Below are 14269 nucleotides of genomic sequence, written 5' to 3'. Positions count from 1 at the left end.
AGCTTTCTGGCGCTGTCGAGCCTCAATCCGCCGTATCCTCGACCTCGACGCGGCGCGGCGATCCCCATTCCTCGAGGATCCCGTTCATGTCGTCGAGGACGAAGAAGCGGGCGCTGTCCACGTCGTAGCCGTCGTCCAGAAGCGCGTCGTAGTCGGTCAGCCTGTGGCGGATATACGAGACGAGGGAAAGCCAGGCGGCAGTTTCCGGCGTCGCCGTGTGAAGGCCGCGGCTGCCGAGCGCATGGTCCGTCACCGCCTCGAATTCGTGTCGCGGAATTCGGGGGGCGAGGATCCTGACGGCGCTCTCGATGATCTCGCGCCTGTTCATGGGTCTCAGACCGCGACGGGCGCCTTGATGGCGGGATGGGGATCGTAGTCCTCGATGGAAATGTCGTCGAATGTGAACTCGAACAGGGAGCGCACGGCCGGGTTGAGCCGAAGCTTCGGCAGGGACCGGGGCTCCCGCGACAATTGCAGGCGGGCCTGCTCGAGGTGGTTCAGGTAGAGATGGGCATCTCCGAAGGAATGGACGAAATCGCCCGGCTGCAACCCGGTCGCCTGCGCCATCATATGGGTAAGCAGGGCATAGGATGCGATATTGAAGGGCACGCCCAGGAAGACGTCGGCCGAGCGCTGATAGAGCTGGCAGGAGAGCCGCCCTTCCGCGACATAGAACTGGAACAGGCAGTGGCAGGGCGCCAGCGCCATCCTGTCGAGTTCGGCGGGGTTCCAGGCGGAGACGATGAGGCGGCGTGAATCGGGGTTGCGACGAATCTCGTCGAGGACCCACTGGATCTGGTCGACCGTGCCGCCGTCAGGCTTGGCCCAGGAGCGCCACTGCTTGCCGTAGACCGGGCCGAGATCACCGTTCGCGTCGGCCCATTCGTCCCAGATCGTGACGCCGTTCTCCCGCAGATAGCGGACGTTGGTATCGCCCTTCAGGAACCAGAGCAGTTCGTGGACGATGGAGCGCAGGTGCAGCTTCTTCGTCGTCACCAGGGGAAATCCCTGGCTGAGATCGAAGCGCATCTGGTGGCCGAAGATCGAGAGGGTCCCGGTGCCGGTCCGGTCGTCCTTGCGGACGCCCTCGTCCAGAATGCGCTTGAGAAGATCGTGATAGGCCTGCATGGAATGCTCCTCGCCCCTTTTATAGGCCAGCGCGCCCTAAGGTTCCGAGAGCGCAATTCGTCCCCGCAGAACTTGTCCCCCACTCTTTCAAATTGCCGCGTCCTTTCCTATATTGAGGGCGCTGGCCGCGAGGTCAGCTATGGCGATAAACGGCTATCGGAATAAACCCATCGGACCCGGGGGCGGTACCCGGCGCCTCCACCAAAACCCAGGCTGAGCTTGGGTTTCGGCGGGGGCGAAATAGGATCGACGAGGGCGTAAAGGATAGACTTTTGCTCGGCATGGTTCCGCCGTTATCGGGCCGATTCAATAGTTGCCAACGACAACTATGCTCCGGTTGCAGTGGCTGCGTAAGCGGTCCCTAAAGCCGATTCAAAGTCCTAGCGGGTAGCACCGTTAGGCGGGGTCCGGAGGCACCTGGCAACAGAAGCCTCCACTTTCTCATCCTCGAAGGATCCCTCATGGCCGGCAAAGACCTGATCCGCTACGATCTTCTTGTGCAGGACGCGCTGAAAGGCGTGGTCCGCAAGGTTTTGATCGATGCCGGAAAGGACGGCCTGCCCGGCGAGCATCACTTCTACATCTCCTTCCGCACCGATTTTCCCGGCGTGCGCCTGTCGAACCGCCTGCGTGAGAAATATCCGCAGGAGATGACGATCGTCCTCCAGCACCAGTTCTGGGACCTGAATGTCACCGAACACACGTTCGAGATCGGGTTGTCGTTCTCGGGCGTGCCGGAGCGCCTTCTGGTGCCGTTCGATTCGCTGACCGGGTTCTTCGATCCCTCCGTCCAGTTCGGCCTCAAGTTCAATACGGAAGGCGAGGAGGAGGAGACCGATGCCACGGAACCGGCCCCGCCGCCACCGCCGGCGCGCACGGGCGATTCTCAGCCCGTCGAGATGAAGCGGCCCAAGGCCGGCCCTGCTTCGACCGCCAGGAAGCCGGACGAGAAGAAGCATGCCGCCGCCAAGGCCGACCAGGCGAAGGAGCCGGCCGACGCCGAGAAGGCCGAGGAGCCGAAGACCGGCGAAGGCACAGCCCAGGTCGTCAGTCTCGACTCCTTCCGCAAGAAGAACTAGCCGGAGCCCCGCATCCGCGGCATCAACCTCCGATCTGTGGTAGCGGAGCTGCCCGGCGCATGGGACGCTCCTGCCTGCGATGGGCAAGTTTCATCGGCAGGCCGCCCTGGGGCCGCAGCGTGATCCGGTGCACCGGGCGGACGACGTGTCCCTCCATCAGATCCAGCCTGACGGCGCGTACGACGCTTGCGAGGACGATGGTCGCTTCCTGCAGCGCGAAGCTCGCGCCGATGCAGACGCGCGGACCCGCTCCGAACGGGAGATAGGCGAAGCGGTCGATCTTCTCCTTGTTCTCCGGCAGAAACCTCTCGGGATTGAAGGCATCCGGGTCGTCCCAGAGCCTCCGATGCCGATGCAGGACGTAGGGCGCGATGGTTACGACCGAACCTGCGGGAATGTGCAGGGATCCGATATCCTCGGCCTTTATGGCCGCCCGGCTCAGGAATGGCGCCGGCGGATAGAGGCGCAGCGCCTCGTCGATGACTGCCCGGGTGAAGACCAGCTTTTCGAGATGGCGCGCTTCGAACGGCCCGTCGCCGAGGACGCTGTCCACCTCCTCCTCGATCCGGGCGCGGGATTTCGGATCCTGGGAGAGCAGGAAGAGAGACCAGGACAGGGTGTTGGCCGTGGTCTCGTGCCCGGCACCGATGAAGGTGACGATATTGGCGCGCACGTCCCCGTCGCTCAGTCCCTGTCCGGTCTCCGGATCCGAGGCCTTCAGGAGCAACGACAGCAGGTCCTGCGGCGCGGGCTCTCCACGGGCGAGAAGAGCCTTGCGGGTCCCGATCAGCTCATCGACGAGCTCCTCGAAATAGCGGATCGCGGGCCGCGCCCGGAGCTGTCCGACGCGGGGGATCCAGCTTGGCCAGCCAAAGATGTCCATGGGGTCGAGCCGTCCGATCCCTTCGAAATAGCGGCTGATCGCCCGCGCCAGCCCATCCGGATCGCGGGCGACGCCCTGCGTGAAGATAGTGCGTTCCAGGACATCGAGGGTGATCCGGGTCATCTCGAGGGAGGCATCGACGATGCGGCCGTCCGGGCGCCGCTGCCAGCGCCGCACGAGCCGGTCCGCGGCCTCCACCATGGCCGGAAAGAAGCTGCCCACCACCCGCGGCGTGAAAAGGGGGGCCAGGATCCGCCGCTGAAGCCGCCAGTCCTCACCGTCGGCGGTCAGCAGCCCCCTTCCCAGGCCCGGCGCCAGAACGCGGATCTGAAGGTCGTCCTTGCGGTAATTGGCGGCGTTGTCGAGAAGGACATGCCGGATGATACTGGGTTCATTGACTACGGTCATGCGGCCCAGCACGCCGTCCCCGGCGATCACGGCCTCCTCGAAATGCCGGTCCATCCATGTGGTCAGGGGATTTCGGCGGATGGCGAGGAGAAAGGCCAGCAATCCCATCGGCTCGGTGCGAGGCTCCGGCGCCGGCGGCCTGAAAAGCGGCGCATCGAAGGACCCAGTCGTAGAATTTGCCATGCCATCGCGCTCGTTCGCTGTTGCGGGCCACCCAACTTGAGATAAGAACACCCATTCCCATCGAAAGAGGTCAGGATGTCGCCCTCAACCCGTACCGAAACAGATACCTTCGGCCCCATTGAAGTTCCCGCAGACAGGCTCTGGGGCGCCCAGACTCAGCGTTCGATTCAGAATTTCCGCATCGGCGGAGAGCGCCTGCCGATTCCGCTCGTCCATGCTCTCGCCATCGTGAAGCAGGCCGCGGCGCTGGTAAACAAGGATCTCGGCAAGCTCGATCCGCGTCTTGCAGACGCCATCGTGAGCGCTGCCGCGGACGTGGTGCAGGGAAAATACGACGAGGAGTTTCCCCTCGTCATCTGGCAGACAGGCTCGGGCACGCAGTCCAACATGAACATGAACGAGGTTCTCTCGAACCTCGCCATCGAGCGCCTCGGCGGAGAGCGCGGCTCGAAGAAGCCCGTTCATCCGAACGACCACGTCAACATGGGCCAGTCCTCCAACGACTCGTTCCCGACCGCGATGCACATCGCCGTGGCGCGCGAGATCAACAACCGGCTCCTCCCGGCGCTCCGGCACCTGCACGCCGCGCTGAACAGGAAGGCGGAGGAGTTCAAGGACATCGTGAAGATCGGCCGCACGCATCTCCAGGATGCGACCCCGGTCACTCTCGGACAGGAATTCTCCGGCTATGCGATGCAGGTCCAACTCGGCATCGCCCGCATCGAAATGACGCTCCCCGGGATCTATGCCCTTGCCCAGGGCGGCACCGCCGTCGGCACGGGCCTCAACGCCCATCCGGAATTTGCAGACCGCTTCGCCGCGAAGGTGATGGAGCTGACCGCGCAGCCCTTCACCTCGGCCGCGAACAAGTTCGAGGCTCTCGCCTCGCATGACGCACTCGTCTTCACCCAGGGCGCGCTGGCAAGCCTCTCCGCAGGACTGTTCAAGATTGCCAACGACATCCGTCTCATGGGCTCGGGCCCGCGCTCCGGCCTTGGCGAGATCTCCCTGCCCGAAAACGAGCCCGGCTCGTCGATCATGCCCGGCAAGGTGAACCCCACGCAGGCGGAAGCCCTGACGATGATCTGCGCCCAGGTCGCGGGCAACCAGACCACCGTCACCTTCGCCGGCAGCCAGGGACACTTCGAGTTGAACGTGTTCAAGCCGGTGATCGCCAACGCCGTCCTGCAATCGATCAAGCTCCTCGCGGAAGGCGCCGTCAGCTTCACGGACAACTGCGTGGTCGGCATCGAGCCCAACCTTGATCGCCTGAAGGACCTGATGGAGCGCTCGCTCATGCTCGTGACGGCACTGGCCCCGAAGATCGGTTACGACAAGGCCGCCGCCATCGCGAAGGCGGCGCACAAGCACGGCACTACCTTGAAGGAGGAGGCCCTGAAGGCCGGCGTCTCCGAGGCCGATTTCGATGCGGTCGTGCGGCCCGAGACCATGCTGTCGCCGGGCTGATGGCGGAGATCGTCAATCTGCGCCAGGCGCGCAAACGCAAGGCGCGGGCCGAGAAAGAGGCCCGCGCCGCCGAGAACCGCGTCCAGTTCGGCCGAACCAGGGCCGAGCGTGAGCGGACGGACGCACAGAAGACCCTGAACGAGCGCCGCCTCGACGGACACAAGCGCGACGAGGACAAGCCCTGACATGGGCGCCGGCATCCTCAAGCGCTCGGTTTCCATCGCCGGGCACCGCACCAGCATCTCCCTGGAGGAACCCTTCTGGGACGCCCTGCGCGCGATCGCCACGCAGCGCTCCCTTTCGGTCCAGGCCCTGATCGGCCGCATCGACGCGGAGCGGGGCGAGCAGAACCTCTCCTCCGCGATCCGCGTCTTCGTGCTCGAAAACCTGCGGGAAAGCCTCAGCCGCCCGGACGGGAATTGATCTGCGGCGGCGGATTGATTTCGAGCGGCGGCGTCAGGGGCGGCATCACGAACGGCGATGAACTCTGGCCGTCGGGGGGCGGCAGTGCCGCATTCGGATCGTTCTGCTGCTGCGACTGGATCCGCTCCGCCTCGATGCGCGCACGCTCCGCCTCTTCCCGTGCCTTTGCCTGACGCGCGGCCTCCTCCGCCGCCGCCTTCGCCCGGCGCTCCGCCTCCTGCTGTGCCTGAATCTGGCGCTGCCGCTCCGCCTGCGCCTTCTCGAAGGCCTCGATCTTTTCCAGCTCCTGCTTCAGGACGATGGCGGCGAGGCCGTTGCGGAACGGCCCGGCATCGATCTCGCGCACGGGGGCGGCCAGGGAGCCCCGCCAGGTCAGCCCGACCGAGGGCGGCGCGCCGACCCAGCCGGGCGGCGACGTCTTCGCTGCGAGCGATCCGCGGGCTTCGAATGCCAGCGACTTCAGGTCGTAGGTAACGGCACCCTGCCAGATGGCCGCCGGGTTCTGAACGACGAAGGGCGACAGCCGCAGGACGCCCGCCACCAGGGCTGCGGATGTCGCAACCGACGGAGCCGCGAGCGAGGCGCGGCTGAGTTCGGCGCCAAGCACCATTTCCGACCTGCCCTCGAGCAGCGGCTCGTTGTCGGCCAGAAGGCGCTTGAGGGCCCGATCGAAGGCCGACGGGTCCGTGTCGGGCAAGCGCAGATTGGTGATCCGCCAATCTCCCGCGCCACCGAGATTCGCCACGAGACCCGCCATGCTGTCGGCCGCCGATCCGAATTTCAGCGTACCGGACAGCCGTGCATCGAACGGCGTGGCGCCGCCCAGGGACGAGAGTGGAATGTCGGTGACAGCTCCTTCCCCGACAATGGAGGCAAGGGAACCCTGGCGCGTGATCGTCGTGGATCCCGTCAGCTTCCCGCCTCCGAGGATGGTCTCAAAATTGCGGATGGTGACGCCGTCCGCCGTCGCCTCGGCCGTAAAGGCCGCGCGCGTTCCCTGCAGCTCCCGTCCGAGATCGAGCGTCCCGACCTTGAACGCAACCTGACCGCCGGTGATCAGCCGGGCACTCTGTCCGAACCGCGCGGTCGACCAGATCGCGTTCGCATCGGGGCTCGGAGGCGTGTTGAGCGCCAATGTCGTCACGAGCCACGGAAGCGACAATCGGTCGAGCGACACATCGCCGGTGACATCGGAGCGCGAACGGACCGCGAGGCGGGCCTGGACATTGCTTTTGGCCACCTGCCCCGTCACGGAGAGAAGAGACGCGTCGCGCTCGCGTCCGAGAGTGATCCGCGCCTCGGCCGGCACCGGCGAGGCAACGCCGGATCCATCACCGAGGAGAAGCAGGAAGGGCGCGATATCGGCCGTGGCGATTTCCGCCTCGCCGCTGTCGACCACATCGTCGTCCGCACTGAGGGTGAAGGGACGCTTGGTCGTGACCCGGACGCCGCCGACGTCACCGGACACGGTCACATTGAACTGGCCCGAACTGACGCGGGTGCCCCGCAGAACCACCTTCGACGGGCGGTTCAGTGAACTCACGGACGGACGGTTGACCCATCGCCCGGTATTGTCGGTCGCGAGCGTCACATCGAGATTCTCGGTCCGACCGTCGAGGGAATCGACCGATCCGAGAAAGCTGCCGCCGGCAGCGGTGCCGTTGGCCGTGGTGCGAAGGCGCAACTCGGTCGAGTTCGGCGGAGGCGCGACGCGCTCCGTCACGATATCGAGGTTCAGATCGCCCTCACGCAGGAAATAGGGAACGAGCTTCGAGATGCCGCCGATCCACACGCTCCCGAGCAGATCGACCAGCGGTGAGGCGCGCTGGGCCGTGACCTTTCCAGCGATGCGTCCCGAGCCGTCCGGCGCGATGCGGCCGCTCACACGGGCATTGGCCCCCGCGAGATTCACGATGTCGAGGGATTCGACCAGCAGGGCCGGACCATCCGAAAGGATGCGCGCCGTGATCCGCCCCGCCTCGGGACGCGTGCCGGCGCGGACATTGCGCGCATCGAGAATGAACCCGACATCGAGATTCTGCGTCGCCTCGAACACGCTCGATACCCGGGGCAACTGATCGAGGTTGAGGTTCTGGATCGCGACCTGCGCCTCCAGCCTGCCGCGCGCATCGGATTCCGGCGCCGTATAGCGCACGTTGCCGGTCATCACCGCATCGCCCGTCTTCACCCGAAGCCGGCTGAACGACAGGACGGGATTGGAGAACGCCACATCGGAAGACATCTCGAGCGGACGTCCGTCGAGAACCTTGAGGAAGGGCGACCGCAGGCCGATGCGGTCGAGATAGCGGGCAAACCGGTCGGAGACATTGGATGCGAGGGCGAGCTTGCCCTCCGCCCCGCCCTTGACGGTCAGCCCGACCGTTCCCTCCATGGCGACGCGGGTTTCTCCCGGCGCCTGGAAGTCGATGCGCTTGATCCTGGCCTCGCCCTTTTCGAGAGACAGGCGCAGCGCCGCGTTCGACAGGTCGTCCTGCCCGAGCCCGATGCTGTCGATCTTCAGATCGAGATCGATGGGGATGGTGATCCGCGGTAGCGACCATGCCGCCAGCCGGCTTTTGAAATCCTGCCCGTTGGAGGACAGGATGAAGCTGTCGGCGTCGAGCCGCCGGCCTTCGAGCTTCAGGGAGATCCGGGGATCGTTAAGCTGGATGCTTCCCTCGCCCGCCATGCGGAGGCTGGCACCACCCTCGCCCGCTTCGAGGCTGACGGGGCTGAGCATGACGGCCCCGGAATCCGCCTTGAAGTCGGCCTCGATGGCGATTGGAATCGGGATGCCGGCGGCCGCCACCTGGGCCGGCGGGCCGAAGAGGATCTTGGCCTTCCCCGCCAGGCTCGGGGTGGAAGCTGCGGGATTGTCGCCTTCGAGAGCAAGCTTCGCGTCGATGTCGAAGCGGGGATAGATGTCGCCGCCGCCGGACAGCCTCACCTGGACGCTCTTGTCAGGGGTCAGTTCCCCGGTCACAAGCCGGAAGGGAACGCCCGCGGTGGTGCCCTCGACTCGCCAGGGGCCGATCAGCCGCTGGCCCTCGATGGAGACGTTCTCCGCGTAGGCCTGGTCCGTACGGCCCGTGGTCGGCGTCTGCGTCGTCACCAGGAGCTGGGCGACCTTGAGGCTGTCGATGGCCCATTCACGCCCGCGGTTACTTCCCCCGGTGAGGTCCTGCGGCAGGCGCCAGCCTCCGTCCGGCCCGACGGGAACCCGGATGTCGGCGCGGCCGATCCGGGTCTCGGTAAAGCGCACCTCGCCGCGCAGGAGAGGGGTCAACGCCAGCTCGGCCCAGACGAAGTCGGCGGTGAAGGACGGTGAGTCCGGCGTCTTGCCGCCGAGCCTCAGACGGTCGAAGCGAAGGCGCGGCGACGGCAGGATGCGCAGGCCGATGCGGCCTTCCGTATGGGCTTCCGTCCCCGATGCACGCGAGATCAGGTGATCGATGGAGGCGCGGTGCGCCTCCCAATCCACAAAGGGAGGAGCCGCCACCGCAACCGCCAGGATGAGGATCACGATCGATGCGATAATCGTCAGAATGTCGCGCAAGAGGCGGCCTTTTCTCCGTGTCGTCGCAAGCTCTTTATCTCAAAGGCAAAAACAGCGGGAGCGGATTGCGGTTTCCATCCACCGTCAAAACGCAACAATCTTTCCTGGGTTCATGATGTTGCGCGGATCGACGGCCTGTTTCAAGGTGCGCATGAGCGCAAGCGCCGCCGGCCCGTGCTCGATCTGAAGATATTTCATCTTCTTCTGACCGACCCCGTGCTCTCCCGTGCAGGTGCCCTCCATGGCGAGCGCCCGCCGGACGAGGCGGTCGATGAAGGCCTCGCAGGCCGCGACCTCCGCCGGATCGTCCGTGTTCACGAGCGGCTGGACGTGGAAGTTGCCGTCGCCGACATGGCCGACGATGGGCGCAACGAGCCCGCTTTCCAGGATGTCTCGCTTCGTTTCGTCGACGCATTCCGCCAGCCGCGAGATCGGGACGCACACATCGGTCGCGACCGACTGAGCCCCCGGTCGCAGGCCGCGCGCGGCCCAATAGGCGTCATGCCGCGCCTGCCACAGGCGGGAGCGCTCCTCGGGCTTCGTCGCCCATTCGAAGGAGCCGCCGGAGAACTCTGCGGCAATCTCGCCGAAACGCTCCGCCTGCTCCTGCACGCCGGCGACGGATCCGTGGAATTCCAGGAGCAGCAGCGGGCTTTCGGGAAGCGTGAGTTTCGAGTGCTGGTTGACCGCCCTCACCTGCAACTCGTCGAGCAGTTCGATCCGGGCGACCGGAATGCCCGATTGAATGGTCATGATGACCGCATCGCAGGCCGCCTTGACGGAGGGGAAGGGGCAGATCCCGGCAGAAATCGCTTCGGGAATTCCGTGCAGCTTCAGGGTGATCTCCGTGACGATCCCGAGCGTGCCCTCGGAGCCGATGAAAAGGCGCGTCAGGTCGTAGCCGGCGGCGCTCTTCTTCGCCCGGCTGGCGGTCTTGACCACCTCCCCGTCCGGCGTGACCACCGTCAGGGACAGCACCGCGTCCTTCATGGTGCCGTATCGGACCGCGTTGGTTCCGGAGGCCCGCGTCGCGACCATGCCGCCGATGGAGGCGTCGGCTCCCGGATCGATGGGAAAGAACAGGCCCTTGTCGCGCAGATGCTCGTTCAGCTCCTTCCGGGTCACGCCCGCCTCGACGACGCAATCCAGATCCTCCTCATGGACGGCGACAATGCGCTTCATGAGGCTCAGATCGACGGACACGCCCCCGAACGGGGCGTTGATGTGGCCCTCGAGCGACGTGCCGGTGCCGAAGGGAATGACAGGCACATCGTGCGTGAGGCACAGTTTGACGATCTCGGACACTTCGTCCGTGGTGCGGGGATAGACCACGGCGTCCGGCGGCTGGTTTTCGATCCAGGTCAGGAAATGACCATGCTGCTCGCGCACGGCGTCCGAGGTCACGACCTGATTGCCGAACCGTTTGATGAGTTCATCCGTTAGGGAAGCCAGGGCGGTCTTGGAGGGCTTGGTGCGGCTGGACGGGTAGGATGCGTTCATCGGTGCTTCAGGTCCGGTTGCGATGCTGACTCGTCCCATAGCTACCAGAACCGTTGCAAAGGCAACACTCTGCGTGAGAATGACGCTGCAACCCTCTGGTGAGACGCGGGAAATGTGCTAGTGTTGCGAGACGAGGAGGCGTTGGGAGCATGGTCGGGGTCGGAGGAGCATACTGATCATGAGTGAGCGCGCGCCGGTTTTCTTCTTCGCTCCGTTCGTATCCTCGACCATGCGGGTCCAGCCGGCATGGATCGACTACAACGGCCACATGAACATGGCCTATTACCACGTGCTCTTCGACCGCGCCGTGGAGGAAGCGTTCGGCCTTGTCGGCCTTGGCGAGGATTATCTCGAGGAGCGCAACGCCTCGTATTTCATGGCGGAGACCCATACCCTCTACAAGCGCGAATTGCAGATGCGGGATGCGGTCCGGGTGACCCTCCAGCTGATCGACTTCGACGAGAAGCGCCTTCATTTCTACATGGAAATCCGCCATGCGACGGAAGGATGGCTTTCGGCGACCGCCGAAGGAATGGCCCTCCATGTGGACATGGAGACGCGGAAGGTCGTGCCTTTCCCGGACGATATCCTCACCAATCTCGCCATCATGAAGGCAACCCATTCCCGCCTTGCGAAGCCCCAGACGCTGGGGCGCATCATGGGAATCCCGGGCCGGTCCGAGACGGCCAGCCCGTTGCGCGAACCGATGCTCGCCTCGGGCACCTGCCATTAGGACGACGGGCCGTCGTGCCTTTCCTTCTCAGCAACCGACCGAGCCGGGCGGGCAGGTCCTGATCCCCGCAGGCGGCGTCGGATTGGTGAACGTCCTCTGTCGGTCGATCCTCTGCTGCATCTGATTGAGTTCGAACTGGTTCTGCTGCTCGAATCGCTGGAGGCGCTGCTGTTGCTGCAGGTCCCGGTTGATGCCCTGCACCTGGCGCTCGGCCGGACTCTTGCGCGGCAGCCGGGTCTGCGCCGCCGCAGGCAGGGCCAGAGGCAAAGCCACGCTTAAACAGACGACAGCCTTCAGCGCATTGCGCATGGTCCATTCCTTTCCACGCCGACTATGACCATATGGCTCCTGAGGCCGTCCTCGACAACGAAGTTCCGCCTGCGGCAGGATCGCCCCTATTCCGGGCTCGACGTCGTTCGCCTTTTGATCCATGGTCGCGCCAATGAATCAGCCTGATCCAAGACCCGATCCGCAGGACGAATCCGCCCGGGAGCCATCGTCTGCCTCCTTGAGCGCCCGTGCCCGTGCGGCGGTCGCGCCGCAATCGCCCTATCTCTCCGGCCTCAATCCGGAACAGCGCGCCGCCGTGGAAGCCACGGAGGGTCCCGTTCTCGTGCTGGCGGGCGCCGGCACCGGCAAGACGCGGGTGCTGACCACCCGCATCGCCCACCTGATCGCGACGGGCAAGGCCCGTCCCTTCGATATCCTCGCCGTGACCTTCACCAACAAGGCGGCGCGCGAGATGCGCGAGCGCGTGGCATCCCTGATCGGCCCGGTCTCCGAGGGGATGCAATGGCTCGGCACGTTCCACTCCATCGGAACCAAGATCCTGCGCCGCCATGCCGAGCTCGTGGATCTGCGCTCCGATTTCACCATTCTCGGCACCGACGATCAGCTCCGCCTGATGAAACAGGTGATCGAGGCGGAGGGAATCGACGAGAAGCGCTGGCCGGCACGGCAACTCGCCTCCATCATCGACGGCTGGAAGAACCGCGGTCTCGGCCCCGATCAGGTGCCCGCGGGAGAAGCCGGCGCCTTCGCCAATGGCCGGGGCGGAAAGCTCTACCGTGCGTACCAGGACCGATTGAAGACCCTGAACGCCGTCGATTTCGGAGATCTGCTGCTGGAATGCCTGCGCCTGTGGCGTGAGCATCCCGACATCCTCCAGCAATACCAAAACCGCTTCCGCTACATGCTGGTGGACGAGTACCAGGATACCAACGTCGCCCAGTATCTCTGGCTCCGGCTCCTCGCCCAGGCCCGCAAGAACCTGTGCTGCGTCGGCGACGACGACCAGTCGATCTATGGCTGGCGCGGCGCCGAGGTCGACAACATCCTGCGCTTCGAGCACGATTTCCCTGGCGCCACCGTGATCCGTCTCGAGCGCAATTACCGCTCCACGGCACATATCCTGTCCGCCGCCTCGGGCCTCATCGCCAAGAACCAGAGCCGCCTCGGCAAGACCCTGCGGACGGAGGACGAGCCGGGCGAGAAGGTCTCGATCACCGGTGCCTGGGACTCGGAGGACGAGGCGCGCCTGGTAGGCGAGGAAATCGAGGCGCTTCATGCCAAGCGCCATTCCCTCTCCGAGATCGCCATTCTCGTGCGCATTTCCGCCCAGATGCGCGAGCTAGAAGACCGGCTGGTGACGCTCGGCGTGCCGTATCGCGTCATTGGTGGTCCGCGCTTCTATGAGCGCGCGGAGATCCGGGACGCCCTCGCCTATCTGCGCGTCGTCAACCAGCCCGCGGACGATCTCGCCTTCGAGCGCATTGTCAATGTTCCGAAGCGTGGCCTCGGCGACGCCACGATCCAGGTTCTGCACAACCATGCCCGCGCGGCCCGCGTCCCGCTTCTCGAGGCGGCGCGCTTCATCGTCGAGACAGACGAGTTGAAGCCGAAGCCGCGTGCGACCTTGCGCGATCTCCTCATCTCCTTCGGACGCTGGGCGAAGCTCTCCGAGACCATGACGCAGTCCGAGGTGGCGCAGACGGTTCTCGAGGAATCCGGCTATACCGAGATGTGGCAGAAGGACAAATCGGCGGATGCGGCGGGGCGCCTGGAAAACCTCAAGGAACTGGTCCGTTCCATGGAGGAGTTCCCGGATCTGCAGAGCTTCCTCGAGCATGTCTCGCTCGTGATGGAAGCCAACGAATCGGACACCACGGAGCGCGTGAGCCTGATGACGCTCCACGCGGCGAAGGGGCTGGAATTCGACACCGTCTTCCTGCCCGGCTGGGAGGAAGGCCTGTTTCCGAACCAGCGCGCCCTCGACGAGAGCGGCCGCGCCGGCCTCGAGGAGGAGCGCCGCCTCGCCCATGTGGGACTGACCCGCGCAAGGCGCCGGGCCAAGATCTATTTCGCCTCCAACAGGCGCATCCATGGCCTGTGGAACTCGACCATCCCGAGCCGTTTCATCGATGATCTGCCGGAAGCCGACGTGGAGATCCTCGAAGCTCCCGCCAATTTTTCCTATGGCGGCGGCTTCGGGGAAGGATCGCGCTTCGACCGGATGGCTCCCTTCACCGGCTCGTCCTACCAGACCCCGGGATGGCAGCGCGCCCAGGCGCACCGGGCGTCCACCTCGGACGGCGGCTATTCCGCCCGCAGGCCGGGCGACCGCCGTGGCCCGATGATGATCGAGGGAGAACTGGTGGCGAAATCCACCGGAGGTTCGGGCTTCTCCGTCGGCGGCCGCGTGCTCCACACCAAGTTCGGGCCGGGCACCATCGAGGCGGTGGACGGCAACAAGCTGACGGTCGAGTTCGACAAGGCCGGGCGGAAGATGGTCCTCGACAGCTTCGTGGAGGCGATGGGGTAGCGGTCATCCCGGAATCAGGCGGAGAACCGGAAAATTGCGCCGGGAAAAGCCCCTAGCCATGGGCTTGCGACTGTGGAACGATCCCGCC

Annotated in this window: 12 protein-coding genes and 1 other RNA gene; 7 read left to right on the top strand and 6 right to left on the bottom strand. The window is 65.3% G+C overall.

The window, feature by feature from the left end:
• Window positions 1-22: 22 nt before the first annotated feature.
• Both AC522E_RS04625 and AC522E_RS04620 read right to left on the bottom strand, forming a co-directional pair.
• Window positions 23-328, bottom strand: a complete 306-nt coding sequence (locus AC522E_RS04625; RefSeq protein WP_500749217.1) for a DUF2293 domain-containing protein — start codon at window positions 326-328, stop codon at window positions 23-25.
• A gap of 5 nt (window positions 329-333) precedes the next feature.
• A complete protein-coding gene (locus tag AC522E_RS04620) occupies window positions 334-1128 on the bottom strand; it encodes a thymidylate synthase (protein ID WP_500749216.1) in 795 nt (264 codons plus the stop codon).
• A gap of 81 nt (window positions 1129-1209) precedes the next feature.
• Here AC522E_RS04620 and ssrA point away from each other — a divergent pair.
• Window positions 1210-1566, top strand: a transfer-messenger RNA (tmRNA) gene (gene ssrA / locus AC522E_RS04615).
• Window positions 1567-1589: 23 nt separating this feature from the next.
• Window positions 1590-2207, top strand: coding sequence for an SspB family protein (locus AC522E_RS04610; RefSeq protein ID WP_500749215.1), 618 nt, complete (start codon window positions 1590-1592; stop codon window positions 2205-2207).
• 22 nt (window positions 2208-2229) lie between these two features.
• Here AC522E_RS04610 and AC522E_RS04605 read toward each other — a convergent pair whose 3' ends face one another.
• Entirely contained in the window at window positions 2230-3681 is a 1452-nt protein-coding gene (locus tag AC522E_RS04605) for a cytochrome P450 (RefSeq protein ID WP_500749214.1), read from the bottom strand.
• Window positions 3682-3756: 75 nt separating this feature from the next.
• Between AC522E_RS04605 and fumC the strand changes: the two genes are divergently transcribed.
• The 3 genes from fumC to AC522E_RS04590 are packed head-to-tail and all read left to right on the top strand — an operon-like array spanning window position 3757 to window position 5571.
• Complete coding sequence (gene fumC / locus AC522E_RS04600) at window positions 3757-5148, top strand: class II fumarate hydratase (RefSeq protein ID WP_500749213.1); 1392 nt, start codon at window positions 3757-3759, stop codon at window positions 5146-5148.
• On the top strand, window positions 5148-5333 hold the full coding sequence (locus AC522E_RS04595; protein ID WP_500749212.1) for a DUF4169 family protein: 186 nt from the start codon (window positions 5148-5150) through the stop codon (window positions 5331-5333). The genes fumC and AC522E_RS04595 overlap by 1 nt, the downstream gene beginning before the upstream one ends.
• 1 nt (window position 5334) lies before the next feature.
• Window positions 5335-5571 carry a ribbon-helix-helix domain-containing protein gene (locus AC522E_RS04590; RefSeq protein WP_500749211.1) on the top strand — a complete coding sequence of 79 codons (237 nt, stop codon included), beginning with the start codon at window positions 5335-5337 and terminating at the stop codon, window positions 5569-5571.
• On the opposite strand, the gene AC522E_RS04585 is transcribed toward AC522E_RS04590, so the two are convergent.
• Both AC522E_RS04585 and AC522E_RS04580 read right to left on the bottom strand, forming a co-directional pair.
• Window positions 5549-9127 carry an AsmA family protein gene (locus tag AC522E_RS04585; protein ID WP_500749210.1) on the bottom strand — a complete coding sequence of 1193 codons (3579 nt, stop codon included), beginning with the start codon at window positions 9125-9127 and terminating at the stop codon, window positions 5549-5551. The two genes, AC522E_RS04590 and AC522E_RS04585, sit on opposite strands and share 23 nt — an antisense overlap.
• Before the next feature lie 84 nt (window positions 9128-9211).
• Window positions 9212-10627 (bottom strand): FAD-binding oxidoreductase, encoded by a 1416-nt coding sequence (locus AC522E_RS04580; protein ID WP_500749209.1) that lies wholly within the window; start codon window positions 10625-10627, stop codon window positions 9212-9214.
• A 178-nt stretch (window positions 10628-10805) separates the two neighbouring features.
• Between AC522E_RS04580 and AC522E_RS04575 the strand changes: the two genes are divergently transcribed.
• On the top strand, window positions 10806-11360 hold the full coding sequence (locus AC522E_RS04575; protein WP_500749208.1) for a thioesterase family protein: 555 nt from the start codon (window positions 10806-10808) through the stop codon (window positions 11358-11360).
• 27 nt (window positions 11361-11387) lie between these two features.
• On the opposite strand, the gene AC522E_RS04570 is transcribed toward AC522E_RS04575, so the two are convergent.
• Window positions 11388-11669 (bottom strand): hypothetical protein, encoded by a 282-nt coding sequence (locus tag AC522E_RS04570; RefSeq protein ID WP_500749207.1) that lies wholly within the window; start codon window positions 11667-11669, stop codon window positions 11388-11390.
• A gap of 133 nt (window positions 11670-11802) precedes the next feature.
• Between AC522E_RS04570 and AC522E_RS04565 the strand changes: the two genes are divergently transcribed.
• Window positions 11803-14181, top strand: a complete 2379-nt coding sequence (locus tag AC522E_RS04565) for an ATP-dependent helicase (protein WP_500749206.1) — start codon at window positions 11803-11805, stop codon at window positions 14179-14181.
• The last annotated feature ends 88 nt before the right edge of the window (window positions 14182-14269 follow it).

The organism is Microvirga sp. BF8, assembly GCF_059888585.1.
The sequence above is the reverse complement of the archived record's forward strand: the minus strand, read 5'-3'. Positions and strand labels throughout refer to the sequence as shown.